The sequence below is a fragment of the Curtobacterium sp. PhB191 genome (assembly GCF_004346515.1).
Lineage (GTDB): Bacteria > Actinomycetota > Actinomycetes > Actinomycetales > Microbacteriaceae > Curtobacterium.
In genome coordinates this window covers 27,114-48,078 of record NZ_SMBV01000015.1, presented here as the reverse complement: position 1 = coordinate 48,078, position 20,965 = coordinate 27,114, and the positions used below count along the sequence as shown (strand labels likewise).

General features: G+C 69.0%; 22 protein-coding genes. 6 read left to right on the top strand and 16 right to left on the bottom strand.

What is annotated here, in order from left to right; translation table 11 throughout:
* Positions 1–290: 290 nt before the first annotated feature.
* On the top strand, positions 291–635 hold the full coding sequence (locus tag EDF48_RS18250; RefSeq protein WP_131881816.1) for a DUF2750 domain-containing protein: 345 nt from the start codon (positions 291–293) through the stop codon (positions 633–635).
* 7 nt (positions 636–642) lie between these two features.
* Here EDF48_RS18250 and EDF48_RS18245 read toward each other — a convergent pair whose 3' ends face one another.
* Together EDF48_RS18245 and EDF48_RS18240 are read right to left on the bottom strand one after the other, a co-directional pair.
* On the bottom strand, positions 643–1,455 hold the full coding sequence (locus EDF48_RS18245; RefSeq protein WP_165932467.1) for an acyl-CoA thioester hydrolase/BAAT C-terminal domain-containing protein: 813 nt from the start codon (positions 1,453–1,455) through the stop codon (positions 643–645).
* A gap of 243 nt (positions 1,456–1,698) precedes the next feature.
* A protein-coding gene (locus EDF48_RS18240) for an IS3 family transposase (RefSeq protein WP_243698149.1) occupies positions 1,699–2,849 on the bottom strand; the annotation gives its coding sequence in 2 pieces (ribosomal slippage) (positions 1,699–2,582 and positions 2,582–2,849; 1,152 coding nt in all).
* A gap of 211 nt (positions 2,850–3,060) precedes the next feature.
* On the opposite strand from EDF48_RS18240, the gene EDF48_RS18235 reads away from it, so the two are divergent.
* Entirely contained in the window at positions 3,061–3,567 is a 507-nt protein-coding gene (locus EDF48_RS18235) for a hypothetical protein (RefSeq protein ID WP_131881812.1), read from the top strand.
* Positions 3,568–3,767: 200 nt separating this feature from the next.
* Here EDF48_RS18235 and EDF48_RS18230 read toward each other — a convergent pair whose 3' ends face one another.
* From EDF48_RS18230 to EDF48_RS18180, 11 genes are all read right to left on the bottom strand, one after another.
* Entirely contained in the window at positions 3,768–4,310 is a 543-nt protein-coding gene (locus EDF48_RS18230; RefSeq protein WP_131881810.1) for a VanZ family protein, read from the bottom strand.
* 381 nt (positions 4,311–4,691) lie between these two features.
* The gene (locus EDF48_RS18225) at positions 4,692–5,354 is read right to left on the bottom strand and encodes an ATP-binding cassette domain-containing protein (RefSeq protein ID WP_131881807.1); all 663 of its coding nucleotides are present in this window, start codon (positions 5,352–5,354) and stop codon (positions 4,692–4,694) included.
* The gene (locus EDF48_RS18220; RefSeq protein ID WP_131881805.1) at positions 5,351–6,643 is read right to left on the bottom strand and encodes a hypothetical protein; all 1,293 of its coding nucleotides are present in this window, start codon (positions 6,641–6,643) and stop codon (positions 5,351–5,353) included. The genes EDF48_RS18225 and EDF48_RS18220 overlap by 4 nt, the downstream gene beginning before the upstream one ends.
* Complete coding sequence (locus EDF48_RS18215) at positions 6,631–7,536, bottom strand: hypothetical protein (protein ID WP_131881803.1); 906 nt, start codon at positions 7,534–7,536, stop codon at positions 6,631–6,633. Before EDF48_RS18215 ends, EDF48_RS18220 begins: the two co-directional genes overlap by 13 nt.
* 57 nt (positions 7,537–7,593) lie before the next feature.
* Positions 7,594–7,806 (bottom strand): hypothetical protein, encoded by a 213-nt coding sequence (locus EDF48_RS18210; protein ID WP_131881801.1) that lies wholly within the window; start codon positions 7,804–7,806, stop codon positions 7,594–7,596.
* Between the two features lie 142 nt (positions 7,807–7,948).
* Entirely contained in the window at positions 7,949–8,575 is a 627-nt protein-coding gene (locus tag EDF48_RS18205) for a response regulator transcription factor (RefSeq protein ID WP_123673513.1), read from the bottom strand.
* A complete protein-coding gene (locus tag EDF48_RS18200; RefSeq protein ID WP_131881799.1) occupies positions 8,572–9,789 on the bottom strand; it encodes a sensor histidine kinase in 1,218 nt (405 codons plus the stop codon). The genes EDF48_RS18205 and EDF48_RS18200 overlap by 4 nt, the downstream gene beginning before the upstream one ends.
* Positions 9,790–9,812: 23 nt before the next feature.
* Positions 9,813–10,583, bottom strand: coding sequence for an ABC transporter permease (locus EDF48_RS18195; RefSeq protein ID WP_207895548.1), 771 nt, complete (start codon positions 10,581–10,583; stop codon positions 9,813–9,815).
* Complete coding sequence (locus EDF48_RS18190) at positions 10,580–11,515, bottom strand: ABC transporter ATP-binding protein (RefSeq protein WP_131881797.1); 936 nt, start codon at positions 11,513–11,515, stop codon at positions 10,580–10,582. The genes EDF48_RS18195 and EDF48_RS18190 overlap by 4 nt, the downstream gene beginning before the upstream one ends.
* A gap of 94 nt (positions 11,516–11,609) precedes the next feature.
* Positions 11,610–12,830, bottom strand: coding sequence for a DUF2254 domain-containing protein (locus EDF48_RS18185; protein ID WP_131881795.1), 1,221 nt, complete (start codon positions 12,828–12,830; stop codon positions 11,610–11,612).
* A gap of 40 nt (positions 12,831–12,870) precedes the next feature.
* A complete protein-coding gene (locus EDF48_RS18180) occupies positions 12,871–13,602 on the bottom strand; it encodes a GAF and ANTAR domain-containing protein (RefSeq protein WP_131881793.1) in 732 nt (243 codons plus the stop codon).
* A 163-nt stretch (positions 13,603–13,765) separates the two neighbouring features.
* Between EDF48_RS18180 and EDF48_RS18175 the strand changes: the two genes are divergently transcribed.
* On the top strand, positions 13,766–14,230 hold the full coding sequence (locus EDF48_RS18175; protein WP_131881791.1) for a hypothetical protein: 465 nt from the start codon (positions 13,766–13,768) through the stop codon (positions 14,228–14,230).
* A 124-nt stretch (positions 14,231–14,354) separates the two neighbouring features.
* Positions 14,355–15,389 (top strand): alpha/beta hydrolase, encoded by a 1,035-nt coding sequence (locus EDF48_RS18170; protein ID WP_131881789.1) that lies wholly within the window; start codon positions 14,355–14,357, stop codon positions 15,387–15,389.
* Here EDF48_RS18170 and EDF48_RS18165 read toward each other — a convergent pair.
* Genes EDF48_RS18165 through otnK form a run of 3 tightly spaced genes read right to left on the bottom strand, consistent with a single transcriptional unit; the run spans position 15,379 to position 18,084 of the window.
* The gene (locus EDF48_RS18165; protein ID WP_131881787.1) at positions 15,379–16,191 is read right to left on the bottom strand and encodes a DeoR/GlpR family DNA-binding transcription regulator; all 813 of its coding nucleotides are present in this window, start codon (positions 16,189–16,191) and stop codon (positions 15,379–15,381) included. The two genes, EDF48_RS18170 and EDF48_RS18165, sit on opposite strands and share 11 nt — an antisense overlap.
* A gap of 4 nt (positions 16,192–16,195) precedes the next feature.
* On the bottom strand, positions 16,196–16,867 hold the full coding sequence (locus EDF48_RS18160) for a class II aldolase/adducin family protein (RefSeq protein ID WP_243698148.1): 672 nt from the start codon (positions 16,865–16,867) through the stop codon (positions 16,196–16,198).
* A complete protein-coding gene (otnK, locus tag EDF48_RS18155) occupies positions 16,864–18,084 on the bottom strand; it encodes a 3-oxo-tetronate kinase (RefSeq protein WP_131881783.1) in 1,221 nt (406 codons plus the stop codon). The genes EDF48_RS18160 and otnK overlap by 4 nt, the downstream gene beginning before the upstream one ends.
* Positions 18,085–18,259: 175 nt before the next feature.
* Here otnK and EDF48_RS18150 point away from each other — a divergent pair, with 175 nt between their 5' ends.
* Together EDF48_RS18150 and EDF48_RS18145 are read left to right on the top strand one after the other, a co-directional pair.
* A complete protein-coding gene (locus tag EDF48_RS18150; protein ID WP_131881781.1) occupies positions 18,260–19,573 on the top strand; it encodes a homoserine dehydrogenase in 1,314 nt (437 codons plus the stop codon).
* Positions 19,570–20,913, top strand: a complete 1,344-nt coding sequence (locus EDF48_RS18145; RefSeq protein WP_131881779.1) for a gluconate:H+ symporter — start codon at positions 19,570–19,572, stop codon at positions 20,911–20,913. Before EDF48_RS18150 ends, EDF48_RS18145 begins: the two co-directional genes overlap by 4 nt.
* Positions 20,914–20,965 lie beyond the last annotated feature (52 nt).

Genomic DNA, 20,965 nt, shown 5'->3' with positions numbered 1-20,965 from the left:
TGTTTCCGAGGAGGGGAAGCAGGCGACGTCCGACGTGCCGCCAGTTACCTCGGCAATCGAGTTCGTTCACGGAGCGCGTGACCTGTGGCCCGCTCGTTCCAACGCACCCGCTCGCTCCCGTAGACACACTCGTGCTCTCCAGAGTGACCAAGGATCAGGCCACATCTCCACCTATCGAAGGTGCTCGGGCAGATCGTCGACATCGTGCAGCAGCATAGACACCACCACCGGCGCCCTCGTCTCACTGAACGATCGGCTATCGGCACAAGGGTCAGCGCTAGTTTCGTGGTGTGAGTTTCAGTGCTGCACAAGCGTCGTCGTTCTTTCGTGAGATCGGCAGCAACGGCCCGGTGTGGACGGTCGAAGACGACAGCGGTGTGCCGGCACCGAAGGCAGCCGATGGTCGCCGGGCAATGCCGTTCTGGTCTCAACGGTCGCGAGCGCAGCACGTCATCGCACAGGTTCCGGCGTACAGGGGATTTCGACCCCTGGAGATCTCGCGCGCTGATTTCGAGAGCAGATGGCTTCCTGGAATCGAGCGCGACGGACTGATCGCAGGTCTGAACTGGTCGGGACCTCGTGCGACGGGCTACGACTTGACGCCAGAAGAGCTCCGAGCCCGAATGACCGCCTAGCGATCTTCTACCGGGCGACTGTCAACCTGATCGCTGCCCATGCAGCTCGACCGAGTGCGCGATCGGCATGCTCGGACCCACCACGCTGCATCGATTGCCCTCCGGTAAGGACCGTTTCACCAGGCAGGATCGTTCGGTGTCCCGCATCCGCCCTGGTGACGACGGTGGTCTCGAGGCCCGCACGCCGCCGCCGAGCACTGATGCGGTGCGCACTTTCGCTGCTCGGCCAGACCTGATCGTCCCCGCCGGCCACCAGGACGAGTTGTTGGATCTGCTCCACAGGGATGCCAGCTGCTTCGACCCGCGCTGGTGACTGCGCGTAGGACTGCTCGTAGAGCGGCCGGAACCTGGGCGGCGTCTCACGCACGTAGCCACCCCACGCAAGCGGCACGAATGGCACCGGGCTGCCCGCCAGCGTCCAGTGGGAGCGCTCCGTCCTCGCATCGTCGGTCCACGACCAGACAACATCTGAAGGCGCGAACGCGATCACCCCAGCCACCGACGGAAGGTGCGCAGCGATCAGCAGCGCCGCCTCGGCTCCCAGCGAGGTACCAACCACCCACACCCGGTCGCTCACAGACTCCAGCGCGGCGATCCGGTCGAAGAAGCACTCCAACGGGACCTCCCACGGGCCCGCATGCTGACCAGGACCGCCGAACCACCGAATGGACTCCGCGATGAAGCCGTGCTCAGCAAACACCCGCGCACGATCGACATCGACCCGGCCACTAGAACCCGCGATCACCAGCACCGCGTCGCCCGACGCATCGTCCGGGACGAACCGCACGCCCTCAGGCGCCGTGATCGGGATCTGCTGCACCGTTCCATATTGGCCGAGACCTTGGTTCACTAGCCTCGAGACGTGCCCCTGTTCATTCGGTATCAAAGCGCAGCCCCGAACCCACGTGGCACGTTCCCCGGAGTGTTTGCGCTTGCCAACGGCCTCCGGCGCAACGGCATGCTCGACCCTGCTGACGCTCATTTGCTGCTGCATGCGAACGAGCAGGCCACAGCTCAGTATCGGGATCCATGGGACTGCTGCAGGTTGGGTTGACTCGTTGGTTTAGGCCGCGAGTGCTGCCTGTGGGTTGATGATTGCTTCGTACTCGATGGGCGTCAACTTCCCGAGACCGCGCTGTCGGCGCTTTCGGTGGTAGGTGCCCTCGATCCAGTGCACGATCGCGAGCCGCAGTTGCTCACGAGAAGTCCATCGGTGCCGGTTGAGGACGTTCTTCTGCAGCAGCGCGAAGAACGACTCCATTGCCGCGTTGTCCGCGCACGCCCCGACCCTGCCCATCGACCCCAGCAGTCCGGCATCCGACAGCGCTCGAACGAACTTCTTGGACCGGAACTGGCTGCCGCGATCCGAATGAACCACGGTGTGGAGCGGGTCGCGGCGAGAGATTGCCATCTGCAGTGCCGCGACGGCGAGCGAGGATCGCATCCGAGAGTCGATGGAGTAGCCCACGATCCGGCGGGAGCACGCGTCCTTCACGGCGCAGAGGTAGAGCTTGCCCTCGCCCGTGTTGTGCTCGGTGATGTCGGTCAACCACAGCTTGTCCAGATCCGGAGCGGTGAACGCCCTCCACACCCGATCGTCATGCACTGGTGGTCCGGCCTTCCGGGTCAGGCCCCGTTTCTTCGCGTACAGTGACCAGAGCCGCTGCTGCGAGCACAACCGCCAGACACGCCGCTCCGAGACGAGCAGGCCGGCTGCGTGGAGGTCATCGGCGATGAACCGGTACCCGAACGTCGGGTCGTCGCGGTGCGCGTCGACGGCGGCATTGGTCAGGTGCGCGTTCTCCCAATCGCGGCGGCTCACCGGGTTCCTCCGCCATGCATAGAACGCCTGCTTCGTGAAGCCCAACACCCGGCAGGTCACCGCGACCGGGATCCGGTCGGCGGCGAGTTCAAGGACCAGCGGGTACATCATTTTGGGAGATGGGCTTGGGAGAGATACGCGGCAGCACGGCGGAGGATCTCGTTCTCCTGCTCGAGTAGCCGGTTCCGTTTCCGCAGTTCTCGCAGCTCCACGTTCTCCACAGTCGTGACGCCCGGCTTGACGCCATCGTCGACGTCGGCGCGGCGGAGCCAGTTCGTCACCGTTCCCTCAGATATCCCGAAGTCCTTCGCCACTTGATGCAGCGGGATCTCGCCCCGGCGGGCAACCGCGACCACATCGCGTCGGAACTCCTCCGGATAGGGCTTGGCCATGATCGACATCCTTCCACCGAGGACCAAGTCCTCAGAGGTCAGGAGTCAACCCAACCTGCAGCAGTCCCGTGTTCGCCGGCGTGGGCGTGATCGTCGCGTGGGCGACGGGGTTCATCACCCTCTAGTCGCTCGCTGAGCGATCGGCTGTAGGCGATCGAGACGACACGGTGGTCTGTGCCTCTGGTCTCCGGGCACGACCTAGGGTGAATGGATGTCTTGGGTCTCTGAGGATTCCGGTTCCCTGGCGGTGACTGAGTCCGGCGGGACGCCCGGGCGTCGGACGTTGCTGTCCGTCTTGCCGTTGACGACGGCGTGGGTGGGAGCCGCAGCTGTTGTTGCCGTCCCGATCGCAGGCGTTGTCGTCGGTTCCGTTGTCGAGCGTTCGCCCAGTGGGTTGTCCTTCATCCTGATCATGGTCCCGGTGCTCGTAGGAGCGGCGGCGGCGACATTCGTGTTCGGGCTCGCTGCTGGAGCGTTGGCGGGTCTACCGGATTGGTTCCTGCGTCGACGTCCACTCGGCACGGTCGGCGTCGTCGCGGCCGTTGTAATCCTGACTGTGCTCGTGGCGGGCGCATCGGGCGCCGCGTTTCTGGTGGCGCCGTACTTGGTCCCATGGCCGGTACTGACGCAGGTTTGCGTTGTGGCAGCCGCGACAGCGATCGCGACGCTGGTGGTTGTCGCATTGCACCGCCGACGCGAACGTCGACGACACCAGTAGACGAGCGGCCTCGCTGCTGCCCCTGGTGGGCGGAACGGCGTCCGGAGGCGGATCGGCTACCGGATTTCTCCTTCCGCCCCTGAATTGAAAGTTTGCCCTATCCACTTCTGCGGGCGGGGGCAAGACCTTGCCCCGGGTGGATCCGCGAGTGCCCGGCGCTCCGCAGTTCATGCGGTGCGTGCTGCCCCGGCGGTCGAGCGTCAGCGGAACCGGTTCACGAGCGCGGCGACGATCGGGACACGTGTCAGCAACACGATGATCGCGTAGCCGATGACTCCACCGAGGGTGTTCCAGATGAAGTCGTTGACGTCAGCGACGTGACCACCGGAGAACAGCTTCTGCGCGGCGAGTTGCAGGAGCTCGATCGTCAGGCTGACGGCCGCGGAGGTGAGCAGCGCCTTCCACCACCGCGGACGCCGCATGAGGAGCTGCAGGAGGACGCCCAGAGGCACGAACACCGCCACGTTGGTGAGCGCGTCCGCGAGCTCGTAGTCGTGGAACGGGATCAGCGCCAGCGCCGGTGCCCACGGCTCGTCGCTCGAGGTCGGGTAAAGGAAGATTGGGAAGACCGTGTTCGCGAGGATCCCCGCGGCATAGACGGCGATCGCGGCGGCGACGGCAACACGCGGCCACGTGAAGCGCCGTCCCCTGAGCAGGAGCGCCAGCTGGACGACGAACACGACGACACCGAAGGGAACGGCAACCGGCAGGACGGGGACTTCGCCGAACGGGTTGGAAGACATCCGGAGAAGCCTAGTGACGCTGAGCTGCTGCGGAGGACCAACGAGCGTCGACCGCCGCAGGTGCTCGCGTTCCGCGATCCGTCAGGACGCACGCGACCGCACGGCGGACGCGTGATCGGGGCTCTGCAGCGCAACCCCTGACGGACGGGAGGCCCGGTGCCAGCTGGCACCGTCCCTCCCGGCACGGCCGTCACCCCGCTGGCGCGGTGCGCCGGTACCGGCGGGTGGGGCCCACCTCCCGGCACGGCCGTCACCCCGTTGGCGCGGTGCGCCGGTACCGGCGGGTGGGGCCCACCTCCCGGCACGGCCGTCACCCCGCTGGCGCGGTGCGCCGGTACCGGCGGGTGGGGCCCACCTCCCTCCCTTTCGCTTCTGGTTCCGTCAAGTACTGCACTCGATGAGTTGTTCATGTTGCAGGTGGAATCGACGTCCGCATCGCTGTGCGACGCGCTCACTGTGGGTGACGATCACGAACTTGGTTCCCGCTTGCTGCAGCCGGTCGAAGAGGGCGAGCACGTCGTCTTCGGTCGTCTCGTCCAGTGCGCCGGTGGGCTCGTCGGCGAGGACGACGGCTGGGCGCTTTGCGATGGCTCGAGCGATCGCGACGCGCTGCGCTTCTCCTCCCGAGAGTCGCCGTTGGCGCTTGACGGCAAGGTGACTGATGCCGACCGCCTCGAGGGCGTCATGTGCTCGGGCGGCCGAGCCGGCACGAGCAGGAACGCCGAGCCGGACGTTGTCGAGCACGCTGCGGTCGCCGAGCAGGTTGTGATCCTGGGTGACGATGCCGATGTGTCGGAGTCGGTGCGCCGCCATCCTGCGTGCGGTCCGCTCGAGCACGTGCCCGTCGTGCTCGTAGGTCCCGCCGAAGTCGGTGTCGAGGCCGGCGAGGATCCGGAGCAGCGTGCTCTTGCCGGATCCGCTCCGCCCGGTGATGGCTACTGACCGATCGTCGTCGCGAAGGTCGAAATCGAGTCGGTCGAACAGTGTTCGGGTCGATCCGTCGGGCTCGGTGATCGTCTTCGAGACGTCGCGCAGCGCGATCATCGTGGGGTACCTCTTCGGCGTTGGGTGGTCAGTTCGATGCGGACGGCTCCTCGGCTGACCGCGCCGTCCACCACGCACCAGAGCAGGAGGATGGTGCCGGCGCCGAATCGAGCCGTCGCGCTGTCGTTGGGGAGCACCGCGCTGGTCGCGAGGAACAGCCCGAACGCGGCGGCGTACTCGGTGAGGCGGCTTGCGCGGAACAGTCGGTTCGTGTGGTTCGGACTGTTTCCGAGGAGATGGTGCACCCGCGCGACTGGCGCTCGACGGTGATGGAGAAGTCGGTTGAGGAACGCCGTGATGATGCCCACTCCCGCGGTGAGCGAGACGAGCAGCGCGGTGACGAGCACCAGGTTGTCCTGGATGAGCTGGCGGACGAGAGAGAGCTGCACGAGGTAGGTCGGTACTCCGAGCAACGTGTACGACCTGAAGCCGGTGTCGTTTCCGATCTCGTCGAGTCGTGCGACCACTCCACCGAAATCGAGGCCGCGATCGACGGCGAGGTCGGCGTTGAGTACCTGGAACACCAGGCGTCCGAACAGCTCGGGATCCAACCGGTCGAGTGCCGCTCGGTCGAGTCCGGCGAGTGCCGGAGGGTAGGGGACGATGACCGTGTCATCGAGGTAGTGGTTGGCCTCACCGCGGAAGTACATGACGCTGTCCGGTTCGAGGAAACCGACGACTTCGAGTTCCTGCTCCTGCAGGATGACCGCTCCGGTGAGGTGTTGTCCGAGTTCGTACACGCCGCGGTACTCGTTGCCGAGTAGGACCGGGATCCGGCCGGAACCCCAATCGACGGTGGCCCACTCGATCGGCTCGCCGTCCTGCACGGAGAGTCCCGCGAACTCGTACGCGGTCTCGTTGAGCTGGATGGACTTGATGTCCTGCACGCTCCGTCCGGACTCGTCCTGGTACTTCCCGTTGAGCGTGTACTCGGTGCCGTAACCAACGTCGAAGCGGTCGTCGCCGCGGAAGTCCTGGACGGTGACGGGTTGGTCGTACGAGGAGATGAAGTCGAACCCGGGCTCGTCGTCGATGCGGTCGACGAACGAGGCGACTCCATCGAGCGCGTGCTGGTCTCGTCGGATCGCTTCGAACGCGTCCGGGTCGAGATCGTCGATCACCGTGTAGAGGTCGACGTCGGCATCAGCGGACAAGCCCTGGGCCACGGCCTGCGACGTGGACTGGGTGAACGACGCCACGTTGTACCAGCAGAGTGCGAGCAGCACGAGCAGGACGATCTTGGCGATGAGGATCGTCCAGTTGGACCGGAGGTCGTTCAGCAGTTCCATCGCCGGCTTCCCTGCCAGAAGGAGACGACGGAGACGGCGAGCGTGAGCGTTCCGACCGCGACGACGGCGACGGCGACGTCGAGGTCGAGGAAGGTCGTGTGCCGCGCGGCTGCCGCGCCCACGAATGCGGTTGCACAGGCGGCGGCGCTGACAACGCTGATTCTGGTGGTCGCGCTGCACAGGGTCGTCAGCGGTCGGATCCCAGTGGTGAAGTGGACGGCGGCGGTGCGGAGTTCCCATCGTCCAGCCTGCAGGCCAGCGACCACGGCGATGAGGGTGACGACGAGCGCGCCGAGCGTGACCAGAACCGGCGACACGGCGTTGACGTTCGTCCTGCGGTTCGTGCCGTCGTCGATGATCTCGACGCTTCGGCCAGGGAACTGTGCGATGTAGCGGCGGACACTGTTCGGGCCGTCCAGGAGCAGCCGCTGTGGTGATGCCGAGAACTGCGACGGATCGGCGAGGACCACGTCATCGGACAGCAGACTGTCTGCCCGGACGCCGAGGCGTCCCACCACGGTGTACGTCGTGCCGTCGACGACGAGGTTGTCGCCGCAGACGGCGACGGAAGCGCCGACGAGAGCTTCGCCGCGACGCCCGGTCAGCGCGTGCCCGTCGTGCAGCGGAACGTCTGTCCACCGTCCCGACAGGATCGCAACGGCGCGGACGTCATCCTCGAGATCCACGAACACCTTCGTTCCCGGTTCGAACGTGCCCCGGGCGCGCCTGAGTTCGTCGAGTGTCGCGGTCACCCACGCGCTCTGGCCGGTGCGGAGATCGTTGCCCTCCGCGGCGATGACACGTCGACGAGCGTCGAACACTCCGATCAGCACTGTCAGGAGCATGGCCAGCAGGAGCAGGCCGGCTGTCGCCGTGAGCTGTCGCTTCGTCACGTCTTCTCCTCACGCCGCAGTGGGTGCGAGCGACTTGCTCGCACCCACTGCGATGTGTCACTTGCCGTAGTAGGTCTTCGCGGAGCCGACACCGCTGCCGGGCTGGTTCGGCCGGTACGGCTTCCACGCGGTCACTGCTTCAGTGCCGGACTTGCCCCACTTCCGGCCAGAGTCAGCGATGATGCGGCTGCCGTGCTCGAGCGGGATACGCAGGGATCGCGCCGAGGAACACCGTCCCGCCGACGGCCACTGCGGCGAAGCCGGCAGCAATCCGCCGAGCCTGCTGACCGATTCTGTTCATCACATGCTCCTATCCTGAACCCCGAAATCCATACGTTCAGTGGTTAACATGCCAGGAGCAGAACGTTTTGTCCACGGGTGCCGCCTCGGTCGAGGGGGTATCCCTCCGTGCCTAGCCCGCGCCGAGCAACCAACCGTTGTCCGCCGCGATCCGCAGCGCCTCGGTCGCGTTGCGCGCCGCGGTCTTCCCGATGGCGGACGACAGGTGGTTCCGCACGGTGCCCTCGGACAGGTGCAGTGTGCCGGCGACCCCGGCCACGGTCGGCGACGTCCGGAAGGCGATGAGCACGTCGGTCTCCCGCGGGCTGAGCGGGGACGGCCCCGCGGCGAGGGACTCGGCGGCGAGCACGGGGTCGACGACGCGGAAGCCCCCGGCCACCCGGCGGACGGCGTCGGCGAGCTGTTCAGCCGGGGTGTCCTTCACGACGAACCCGGCGGCCCCGGCCTCGAGCGCTCGCCGGAGGTACCCGGGGCGCCCGAACGTCGTGACGATGAGGGACCGGCACGCCGGCAGCTCACGGGCCAGCGTCGCCGCCGCCGTCAGGCCGTCCGCGCCCGGCATCTCGACGTCGAGCAGGGCCACCGTGGCGCCGGACGCCCGTGCGGCGTCGAGCACCTCGTCGCCGCGAGCGACCTGGGCGACGACCTCGATGTCCCGTTCGAGCGAGAGCAGCGAGGCGAGTGCGCCACGGACGAGCGCCTGGTCGTCGGCGACGAGCACCCGGATCGGATCGGTCATCGTGGACTCCTCTCGACTCGGAGCAGGAACCCACCGAGGTCGCTCGTGCCGGTGGTGAGGGCCGCCCCGACGGCGTCCGCGCGTTCCCGGAGACCGCGGAGTCCGTTCCCACCGAGCACGGCCGCGGTCGACGGGGGAGCGAGCACCCCGGTGCCGTCGTCCTCGACGGTCAGCGCCGTCCGGGTCAGCGTCACCCGGACCCGGCTCGCGGCAGCGTGCCGGAGGACGTTCGTGACACCCTCGCGCAGGACCCAGGCGAACAGGCTGCGAACGTCGTCCCCGGCAGCCTCACCGTCCTCGGGGAGCGCTGCCGTGATCGAGGCAGCGGCCAGCGCGGCGCGGGCGGAGACCAGTTCGGCGTCGAGGTCGGCCTCGCGGTAGCCGCTGACCGCGCGTCGGAGTCCCTGCAGCGCTTCGCGGGAGAGTCGTTCGACGTCCTGCATCTCGGTCTTCGCGCGTGCCGGGTCGACGTCCACCAGCCGGACGGCGAGCTCGGACTTCATCGCGACGACGGTCAGGGAGTGGCCGAGCACGTCGTGCAGGTCGCGGGAGAACCGCGCGCGTTCCTCGACGACCGCGAGGCGGGTGATCTCGTCCTGCGCGACCCCGAGCCGTTGCTCCGCCTCGCGTTGCCGGCCGAAGAACAGCATCGACGCCCCGACGGACACGGTGATGACCGGTGCGAACAGGATGCCGCTGTTCACCGCGGTGTCCCACCCCGTGCTCGCCGCGACGAGGAACTGTGCGCCGACGATGCCGAGCACCACCACCGCGGCCACCCAGAACCGCTCGGCGACGAATCCGGAGAGCGCAGCGACGAGCAGCCAGGTCCAGACCGCGAGGGGTCCGACCACGAAGAGCAGGAGCCCGGCGAGCAGTGCGACTCCGGCGAGCACGAGCACCCGGCCGCGCAGGCTCCGCCGCCACATCAGCTCCGGCGCGAACAGGTACGCCGCGTAGACGACGGCGAGGGCGATGGAGGAGACGACGTGTGCGCGCAGGCTCCGGCCGTCGGTCCACACGGCGATGATCTCGAGCACCTGCCAGAGGAGCGCGAAGACCGCGCCGGCGTACCAGCGGCGGCGTCCGACGCGGATGTCGTCGTCGCTCGCGCCCGGTGGGACGGCCCACGGGAACGAACGGGGTGACGGCCTGGAGGCGTGTGGTGCGTTCTCCGCGCCACGCGCCTCGGCCGTTCTGGTCGCCTCGGACATCGGTGCCAGCGTAGGTCCGTCGGTCACTGTCGTGCGGCGTCGCGTCGGTACCGCCACACGATCACTGCGGCCAGGACGATCGCCCAGCCCGCCAGGACGATGGCCGGCTCGGTCATGCCCGCGGACCCGGTCGCGCCGGCACCCATCTGTCCGATCCGGTTGAGCCAGTAGGAGGGCAGCAGATGTGCGACGGTGCCCATCCAGTCGGGCATCACGCTCAGCGGGACCCACAGCCCGCCGAGGATCGCCAGGCCCATGAACACCACCATGAAGAGCGGCTGCGCGAAGGACGGCTTCGCGAACTGCCCGATCAGGATCGCGATGAGCGCGAACGGGATCACTCCGCACCAGATGCCGAACCCGGCGGCGAACCAGTGCAGCGGGTCGAGCGAGGCGTGCAGGCCGACGGTCGCGACGAGCACCGTGATGACGATGGACACCGCGGCGAAGGCCATCGCGGCGATCGCCTTCGACACCATGAACCCCCACCCGGACAACGGCGTCACGCGGAGCTGCCGGTTCCAGCCGATCGACCGCTCGTTGACGATGGCGAACGCCTGGCTGAGCGCGGCCGTCATCGCGCCGTACGAGGCCATCTGCAGCGTCGTGACGACGAGGTACGGCAGACGCGTCGTCGGGTCGGTCTGGGATCCGAAGGCCGAACCGAACACGAGCAGCATGATCACCGGGACGGCGAAGGTGAACACCATCGCGCGGACGTTGCGGAGCTGCCGCTTCGTCTCGACGTACAGGTAGCGGATCGGCAGCCGGCCGGACGCGGTCACGGTGGTCATGTGAGGACTCCTTCGGGAGCGGTGTCGGTGGGGGCGGAGGCGGGGTCGGCGGTGAGCGCGAGGAAGGCGTCGTCCATGGTCGAGGCGACCACCTGGATGTCGTGCGCCTGCGGGAACGCGGTGAGGAGTGCCCTGAGGGTGTCGTCGCTGCGGTCGGAACGGAGCGTGACGGAGTCGCGCCGAGCCTCCAGGGAGACCACTCCCGGCAGACCGCGCAGCGCGACGTGCGCGTCGGCACCCAACCCGGAGAACCGGACCGCACGCGTGGCCGTGATCGCCTTGATCTCGGCAGGTGTGCCGTCGGCCACGACCCGGCCGGCGCGCATGATGACGATGCGGTCGGCGAAGGCGTCGGCCTCGTCGAGGTAGTGGGTCGCGAAGACGACCGTGCGCCCCGCGTCGGTGAACTCGCGCATCGACGACCAGAACGTGTGCCGGGCCTCGACGTCCATCGCCGCGGTCGGTTCGTCGAGGACCAGCAGGTCCGGGTCCGAGACCACGGCGACCGCGAACCGGGCCCGCTGCAGCTGCCCGCCGGACAGCTTGTTCACCCGGCGTCCGGCGATCTCGGTGCAGCGCGCACGGCGGAGGGCCTCGTCGACCGGCATCGGCCGGCGGTGCGCGGCGGCGACGAGGGCGACCGCCTCCCGGACCGTCATGTCCGGCAGGAGTGCGCCGCCCTGCAGCATCGCGCCGACACGGCCGGCGACCACCGCGGCGCGGGGCTCCTCGCCGAAGAGCAGGGCCTCGCCGGTCGTCGGCGTGGACAGCCCGAGCGCGAGGTCGACCGTCGTGGTCTTGCCCGCGCCGTTCGGGCCGAGGAGGGCGACGACCTCGCCCGGACGGATCGTCAGGTCGACGCCGTCGACCGCGGCCACGGCGCCGAAGCGCTTGCGGAGGTCGCGGAGCTGGATGACCGGTGTGTCGTTCATACAGCCCACCCTCGTGCACCTCGGCGTGGCACGCCTCGGCCGGACGTCACGATCCCGGCATGACATCTGTCACCCCGCGCACCGCGCACCGCGCTCACACGGCGCGGAGTGCCCGCACGGTCGACTCGAGGTGGCGCCGGCGACCTTCGGGAGCGCGCTCGTCCAGCCGCTCGGCCAGGCGGAGTGCGGCGGAGACCACGATCGGCTGGTCGGCACCGTACGTCCTGACGCCGTCGAACACCGAGTCGACGAGTGTCTCCGCGGTGGGCCAGTGCGGGATGACCCGGACCCGACCGTCGTCGTCGAGGTACCCGGTGATCGCCGACCGACCGCGCCACACGGGGACGAGTGGCGTCGCGGCGAGGTCGAGTGCGCTGACCGCGGTGTAGGGGTCGTTGGAGCCGCTGGCGAGTCCGCGGACGGCGATCTCGACCAGCTGCTGCAGTGCGAAGCCGACGTCCTGGTACGGGGTCCGTGAGGAACCGAGGGTCACGAGCGTCAGGAGTCGGCGCCCAGCGCTGTCGAGATCGATCTCCGCGTCCATCGCGACGCCGACCCGGAGCAGGACGTCGCCCTCGATGACGTGGTCACCCGGCATCGCGACGGCCTCGATCACGCAGTCGTGTCCCGTTGCCCAGCCCACCAGCCGCTCCCACTGCACGGACTGCACGTAGCCGTCACCGGCTGCGGTGACGTCTGCCCAGCGAGCCGCACCCGCGTGCACCGGACCGACGGTGATCCCGTCGCCGTCCCCGTTGCGGAAGACCTGGCCCACCGCTGCGGCGAGGTCGGTCTGCACCTGCTTCTGCAGCGCGGTGATCTGCACGCTCGACGCGATGTGGTGGATGAAGAAGACCAGGACGGCGACGTCGAGGATGCCGAGGAGCACCGCGACGTGGACGGCGATGACCGGCACGAACGCGGTGCCGTCGTCGACGTCTGTGTGCACGGAGCGGAGCACGACGATCGAGTAGAGGAACGTCGACGTGAACGCGGCGAGGACGAACTGGTTGGCGCGGTCCGCCATGAAGTTGCGGACCAGACGGGGGCCGTACGTCGACGAGGTGGTGGCGAGGACGGAGATCGTGATGGAGAACGACGTGCCCGCCACCGTCAACATCGACGTGCCGATCGTGGTCAGGATGGATCGCCCGCCGCTCGCACTGAGGGCGTCGAGGAACCCGATCCGGGTGGCGCTGTGCACCAGGGCGTGGTCCAGCGTGACCAGGAGCTCCGCAACGACCATCGCGGCGATCCCGAGGAGGGCGGGAAGGAACCAGAACGACTCTCGGACACGGAGGGCGAGGGTGTGCATGATCCATCATCTCCCGCACAGAGCGGTGCCGGACGGTGGCTCAGCGGTCCGGTGTCGGGGAGCCGAGTGTGATCCGTCCGGCGGTGACGGCCAGCGCGACTTCGGCGAGGGGGAGGCCGTTGGCCCGTGCGTGGTCCCGGAGCAAGGCGAACGCGGCGTCGGCGTCGACTCGGTTCCGGCTCGCGATCCAGCCCTTGGCCTGCTCGACGGCCACACGGCTGTCGAGTGCGGCCTGGAGCTGCGCCTGCGTGGTGGCGGCATCGTCGAGCGTGCGCTGCCGGGTGATGGTGATCGTCGCGATGTCGGCCAACGCCCGTGCCGCTGCCACGTCGTCGAGGTCGAACGGGCCGGCGGCGCACCGGAACAGGTTGAGGGACCCGATGACGGACCGTTGTACCCGCAGCGGGATCGAGTGGACCGCGGAGTACCCGACGTCCACGGCGGCCCGAGCGAAGTGTGGCCATCTGGCCTCTGACAGCTCGATGTCGGGGACCGAGACGGCCGTGCCCGTGCGTGCTGCTTCGATGCAAGGGCCCTCGCCGGTCTCGAGTTGCAGGAGTTCGAGGAGGCCGCTGTGGTGACCAGCCGAGGCCGCGATCCGCAAGCGCGACGACGGATCGAACACCAACAGTCCGGCCGCATCGGCATCGAACAACGCCACCGACTCGTCAACGAGCACCTGCACGCCGGCCTCGTGATCCGGCGCGGTGGTGACGTTGCCGACGAGCGTGACGATGGCACGCAACAATCGACCTTCACGGTTCACGGCCATGTGGCGCACTCCTGAATCGATGATCCGAAGTGGCCAGTCGTGCCCTGCTCCAGCAGTCGACGACCGCTTGGCCCTCACTGTACGCGCTTGATCCGACCGGGCGTGGAGAGCCTTCCGCTCCGGTGCAGCCGGCGTCGAGAACGCTCCGGTAGCGTGCCACCACATGCACTCCGCGCAAGCCCCACTCCCGCGCCTGATCGTCGCGCTCGTGGCACTGGTCGCACTGTTGTTCGCAGTCGTCGCCGCTGCTGTGATCGCCCTCCAGACCTACGTCGGCCACACCGGACGGCTCGGCGACTGCATGCGCATCGGACTCTGCACGGGGACACCCTTGGCGACCGTCGAGAGCAGGACCGGCGTCACTCTGCCGGAGGGATCGACCCTGATCGAGTCCAAGGCTTCCCGCGACCGCGACTTCATGTCGGCACTGGTGCGCCTTCCCGACGGCACCGAGCCGCCGACCCTTCGGGAGAGCGACCCCGCTGAGCTCACCCAGCGTGCGTCCGCGGCGCTCACGAGCCAGGGGGCCGACACCCCCGGCGGGCAGATCAGCGGCAACGTCGCGCTGTTCACCGGAACCTCGAGCGGTCACACGATCGTCTACCTCAGGTACGACGCGCACGACTGAGCTGCGCCGTGCTCGGATGCACTACTGTCGTCCGCAGAGGGAAAAAATCCCGCGCTGCTCCGGCAGACGGGACCGCACACGCGTCTCACAGGAGTCGTCACTTCTTCATCGAAGGAGTGTGCCCGTGTCCGACACCATCGTCCGCCCGCCGTTCGACCCCGAACTCGCGACCTTTCTGACGGCGCTCGAGGCCCGCGGTCCGTTCACCCTCACCGCGGAGAGGCTGCCCCGTATGCGGCAGCTCGACGTGCCCGAGGACGTCCTCGACGAACGCCTGCGTTCCCGCGGATACCAACGGCGGAACGTCACCGTGCCGGGGCACCTCGGTGACCCCATCGACCTCGCGATCATCGACCGTGTCGAGCGCACCGGTGCGACCGGTGCGACTGCGGCCGTCTACTCGATCCACGGCGGGGGCATGATGTTCGGCCACCACCTCGGGAACCTCGACTCGTTCGACGACTGGCTGCTCGACCACGACGTGGTCCTGGTCAGCGTCGACTACCGCCTCGCACCCGAGTACCCCGATCCGTACCCGGTGGAGGACTGCTACGCCGGTCTCGTCTGGGTGGCGGCGCACGCGGACGAGCTCGGCATCGACCCGGCACGGATCGTCATCGCGGGGCAGAGCGCCGGCGGCGGACTCGCCGTGGGGACCGCCCTGCTCGCCCGTGACCGGCAGGGTCCCGACCTGATGGCAGAGATCCTCGTCTCACCCATGCTCGACGACCGTGACGACACCGTCTCGACCCGGCAGATCGACGGCGTCGGGGTCGCCGACCGCCAGATGAACCGCTTCGCGTGGGATGCGTACCTCGGATCACGCCGCGCCACCCCTGACGTCTCGGAGTACGCCGCTCCGGCTCGTGCTGCAGACCTGTCGGCGCTGCCGCGCACCTACATCGACTGCGGCAGTGCTGAGGTGTTCCGCGACGAGGACGTCGCCTTCGCGAGCCGCCTCTGGGCAGCGGGGGTCGACGCGGAGCTCCACGTCTGGCCGGGCGCCTTCCACGGGTTCACGAGCATGGTGCCCGACGCCGCCATCTCGAGGACCGCGACCGCGGCCCTCGCGGACTGGACCCGACGACTGCTCGGCGATCCTTCCCGGGACGACGGAGGCCGACACCCCCGGATGGGCCTCGATGGTGTCAGCGGCTGACGGTGACGCGTTCGACGGAGGTTCCGCCACCACCGTCGGCCTCGATGGACGCGGCATCGCGGAGCGGGAGGCCGTCGTCGGTGATGATCGTCGACAACTCGTCGAGTCCGAGGACCCGGTACCGGCCGAACGTGCCGTACTTCGAGCTCGTCGCGACGAGCATGGTGGAACCGGCCGCGCGGGCCGCTGCCTTCTTCGGCTCGACTTTGGACTCGGACGGGATGGTGATCCCGCGACGGAGGTCCCACGAGCTGGTGCTCAGGAACGCGATGTCGATCGAGAGCTCTGCGAGCACGATCGAGGGAAGCCGTCCGACGGTGGACTGGTTCTGCTTGTCGAGGCGTCCGCCGACGACGATGACCTCGATCGTGGGGTGGTCGAGGTATGACGACGCGATGACGAGGTCGTTCGTCACGATGGTCAGGTCGTGCAGGTGGTCGAGGTAGGGCCGCATCGCCTGGATGGTCGTCCCGGCGTCGAGGTAGACCGTCATGGACTCGTGGACGAGCTGCGCGGCCCTGGCAGCGATCGCGTCCTTCTCGCGGACCTCGGTCGTGGACTTCTCGATCCGTGGCGGCTCGCTCGCGACCCGTGCGACGCTCTTCGCGCCGCCCTGGGTCGCGATGACCCGGCCCTGTTCCTCGAGTTCGGCGATGTCCCGCCGGATGGTCATGTGGCTGACCCCGAGGAGACCGGCGAGCTGGCGGTAGCTCAGGACGGAGTCCTGCCGCAGGTGGCGCACGATCAGGTCGCGCCGCTGCTCGGGGATGAGCGGCGGTTCGGACGTCTGCGGCTCGCTCACACGGTCACTGTAGCGATCGTCGGGTCCACGGCGTGCCGTACCGGTCGGCGAGCTCGATCGCGTCGTCCTCGGACAACAGTCGTCGGTCGTGTCCCGCGGTCAGGACACTGATGCGGCAAGCCTCTTCGAGCTCGATGGCTGCTTCGAGGGCGTCGGCCGTGTCCGTCCCGCTGACGACCTGGCCGTGGTTGGCGAGCAGGACGGCCCTGGAGGGTGTCGGCTCGTCGCGGATGAGCGCGCCGATCTCCGGGTGGCCGGGAGCCCGGTAGGGGATGAGTGGCGTCTGCCCCACACGCATGACGAAGTACGGGGTGATCGGTGGGATCGCGCTCGTCGCGGACCACGGCGCGAGGCAGGACGCGGCGACGGAGAACGGCGAGTGCACGTGGACGCACGCGCCGTGCGCGGGGTTCCGGGCGTACATGGCGAGGTGCATGGCGACCTCCTTCGACGGCCGCGGCCCGCGCACATGGGTGCCGTCGAGGGTGAGCTCGGCGATGTCGTCGGGGCGGAGGTCGCTCAGGTCGGTGCCCGTACCGGTCATCGCGACCCGTCCGTCGCGGAGGACGCTGATGTTGCCGGTGCTGCCGGGGCTCAGGCCGGCCGCGGCGAGGCGCTTACCGGTGTCGGCCAGGGCAACGGTGACGTCAGCGAGCCAGGGGTCGGTGGTGTTCACGCGAGGGCCTCCCATCCGGTGGTGAACATGTCCGGCGACCCGAAGTTCCCGGACTTCAGTGCGATGGCGATGCGGCGTCCCGATGCGGTGACCCCTTCTGCCCAGCACACACCGGGGGCGATCGGTGCACCGATCACGAGCCGCTGGATCCCGAGCCGCGAGACCACCGCGCCGGACGTCTCCCCGCCGGCGACGATGCACTGTGCGAAGCCGTCGGCGATCGCACGGTCGACGATCTCGGAGAGTGCGTGCTCGATCCGGGTCGAGCTGTCGGCGTCCGCGGAGACGTCGGACGGAACGCCGACGCTGTAGACGACGGGTGCGCTGTCCGCGGGTTGCGCTCGGAGCCAGGCCCCGGCCTCCTGGATGACCGCTGGTGCATCGACGGCGAGCCGGGCGACGTCGAGCTGGTGCGTGGGGGAGTCGGCCGCGACGGCGGAAGCGATCTGCTCGCGGGTGCGCGCCGACGCGCTGCCGCAGACGACGAGGCGGCGGCCGACGGGCGCCGCGAAGGCGGCGGTGGCGTCCGCGCTGCCCGGTGCGGCGCCGAGGGCGAGCCCGGAGCCGCCGGACCGGAGGACGTCTCCCTCGGTCGCCGCGGCGATCGTGACGAGGTCGTCGTCGTCGACCGCGTCGACGACGACGTACGGATCTGCTGACGCGTCGAGTGCTGTCCGGACTGCCTCCGGCCCGGCCTGCACCGTCGCGAGACGGACCTCGCCGACGGTGTGCCGGGTCTGTGGGCGGAGGATGTCGGCCACGCGTGACTTCGTCATCGGGGTGAGCGGGTGGTGCCGCATCGAGGAGTGCTCGAGCAGGTCGGACCAGACGAAGAGGTGTCCCTGGAAGGTGGTGCGGCCGTTGTCGGGGAACGCGGGGACGACGACGCAGTGTGCAGCACCGGTCCGTTCGACGAGTGCGTCGAGGATCGGTCCGATGTTGCCGCGGTCGGTCGAGTCGAACGTGGAACAGTACTTGAGGAAGAACTTCGTGTGGCCGGCTGCCGCGAGACGGTCGTGCGCGGCGAGCGATTCGGCGACGGCGACGTCGATCGGCGCCGTCCGGGTCTTCAGCGCCACGACGGAGACGTCCGTTCCGGGGTCTGCTCGCGCGTCGGGTGCGGTGAGGACCTCGGTCCGGTAGCCCCGGGCGGCGTACGCGGTCGCGATGTCGGTCGCTCCGGTGAAGTCGTCGGCGATGACGCCCATCGTGGCCATGTCGTTCCCTCCTGACGATGCCCGCCGCTCTCCGGCGCGCGTCCTCCAATGAGAATACACGTGAATCCGTGTGAAAGAAGTTGAACAACTGTGACAAGCGGTGTTACGGTGGCGATCGCCCGGTGGTCACCTGACCCGGTCATCGGGCACCTGATCAACGAGGAGACGAGGAACGATGGCGATCCAGCAGCCCAGTGGCACGCAGATCCGAGTCGCGCTGACCGGCGCGCGCGGGGGCTACGGACGGACCCTCCTGGCGCAGCTGCGGAACGTGGCGGACATGACGCCGACGGTCCTCGTCGACCCGGACGGGGCAGGGGTCGAGTCGATGCTCGCCGACCTCGGCATCAGCGACGCCACCGTCGTGCCGGACCTGGCGGGGATCGACTGGAGCGCGATCGACGTGCTCGTCGAGGCCACCGGCCGTGTCGCAGCCGGCGTCACCTACGCCGAAGCCGCCATCGCGCACGGCGTGCACGTCGTCATGGTGAGCAAGGAAGTCGAGACCGTCGCCGGCGTCACGCTCGCCGCCACGGCCGCCGCGGCCGGCGTCCGCTACCTGCCCGGCGACGGGGACCAGCCGGCCAACCTCATCCGCCTCGTCACCTGGATCGAACGGGTCGGGCTCGACATCGTCGCGCTCGGCAAGTCGGGGGAGTACGACCTCGTGTTCGACCCGGCCGCCGGCACCGTGACCCAGGTCGATGAGACCATCCCCGCGCCGGGCATGGCCGACCTGCTCGCCCTCGGGGACGACCTGCACGCCACACTCGCCGCGCGCGCCGACCTGGTCGCTCCGCTCAAGCGCCGTGCTGCGGCCGACCACTGCGAGATGACGGTCGTCGCTCAGTACACCGGGTACACCGCCGACCGCGAGGACCTGCACTACCCCGTCGTCCGCACCGCCGAGCTCGCCGACGTGTACGCGGCCCGTGCCGACGGCGGGATCATCGACCGTCCGGGCAGCCTCGACGTCTTCTCGATGCTCCGCCTGCCCGACGAGGCGAGCTTCGGCGGAGGTGTCTTCGTCGTCGTCCGCACCGGCGACCCGGAGACCTGGAGCCTGCTCGCCGGCAAGGGGCACGTCGTGAGCCGGGACGGCCGCTACGCCTGCGTGTTCTGGCCGTACCACCTGATGGGCGTCGAGACGCCGCTCACCATCGCAGCCGCAGCCTCGGGCACCGCGACCATCCCGGTGCCGCGCCAGAGTTCCGTGCTGGCCGGGCGGACCGCCGAGCCACTGACGGCCGGCGCGGCCTTCCAGGTGGCTGGGCACCACCACGAGGTCGCGGGCATCGACCCCGTCCTGCTGTCCGATGACGACGCGCCTGCGGGGACCGCGCCGTTCTACCTGCTCGGCGGTGCGCGGCTCGTCCGCGACGTGCCCGCCGGTCACCTGCTGACGTTCGACGACCTCACCGGGGTCGACGAGATCGGGCAGCGCATGTTCGAGGTAGCCCGTACGGCAGGTTCGCGAGCTGCGCTGTGAGCGCACCGGAACTCCACCTCGTCTTCGCTGCCGTCGCGATCGTCCTGCTCGTCATCGGCATCGCGAAGTTCAAGCTCAACCCGTTCCTCGCGCTCCTCATCGGTGCGCTGCTGCTCGGGTTCGCGAGCGGACTCGGCGTCGAGAATACCGTCGGCACGTTCGAGCAGGGATTCGGCGACACGCTCTCCGACACCGCTCCGGTGATCGGACTCGGGTCGCTCCTCGGCGCGATCCTCACCAGCACGGGTGGGGCGAACCGGATCGCGGACGCCTTCATCGGCAACCGCAAGGTCGCGCTCATCCCGATCTCGATCGCCGTCGCTGCGCTCGTCATCGGCCTGCCGAACATCTTCGACGTCAGCTTCGTCATGCTCGTGCCGCTTGCCTACGCCCTCGCGCGCCGTTCCGGCACACACCTGTTGTTCGTGGGAATGCCCCTCGCCGCCGGCCTGTACACCGCACACGGCCTGCTCCCACCGCACCCCTCGCCGACCGCCGCGGTCGCCGCCTACGACGCGAGCTTCGGACTGACCCTGGCGCTCGGCCTGGTCGTCGCGATCCCGACGGTCATCCTCTGCGGGCCGGTGCTCACCCGGGTCGCCTCGCGCTGGTTCGGACCGGCACCCGACCTCGATGCCGGTCCCGCTGCCGGGGCGCGTGAACTGACGGAACTGCGCCCGCCGCTGTGGCTCGCCCTCGGCGTCGTGCTCCTCCCGCCGCTGCTGCTCGTGATCGGCGCGTTCGGCGTCGACGCCACGGCCGACGGCACCGTCCTGCACACCGTGTTGACGTACTGCGACGACCCGGTCGTCGCGCTGCTCCTGGCCGTGGTCGTCGCGATGATCGGCCTCGGCCGGACTTCCGGATCGTCGATCGCGACGATGGGGAGCGTCGCCGGTTCGGGACTCAAGACAGTCGGACCGGTGCTGCTCATCATCGGAGCCGGCGGTGGACTCGCAGCGATGCTCGCCGAGACGGGCGTGAGCAAGGTCATCGTCGAGTACGCGCAGGGATGGCACGTGCCGGCACTCATCCTGGCCTGGGTGATCGCTGCCCTGCTGCGCATCGCGCTCGGGTCGGCGACCGTGGCCACCGTGACGGCAGCCGGGATCATCGCTCCGCTCGCTGCGGCCGACCCGTCGATCTCGCCTGAGCTGCTCGTGCTCGCCACGGCGTCGGGCTCGGTGATGCTCTCGCATGTCAACGACTCCGGGTTCTGGCTGTTCAAGGAGTACTTCCAGCTGTCCGTCAAGCAGACGTTCCGCACGTGGACGCTCATGCTCTCCCTCCAGTCGGTGATCGGCCTGGTCGGCGTGCTGCTGCTCTCCCTCGTCGTCTGACCCGACGCAGCCTGCGCTGCACCCGCTGCACCCGCTGCGGCGCTCGCCGCAC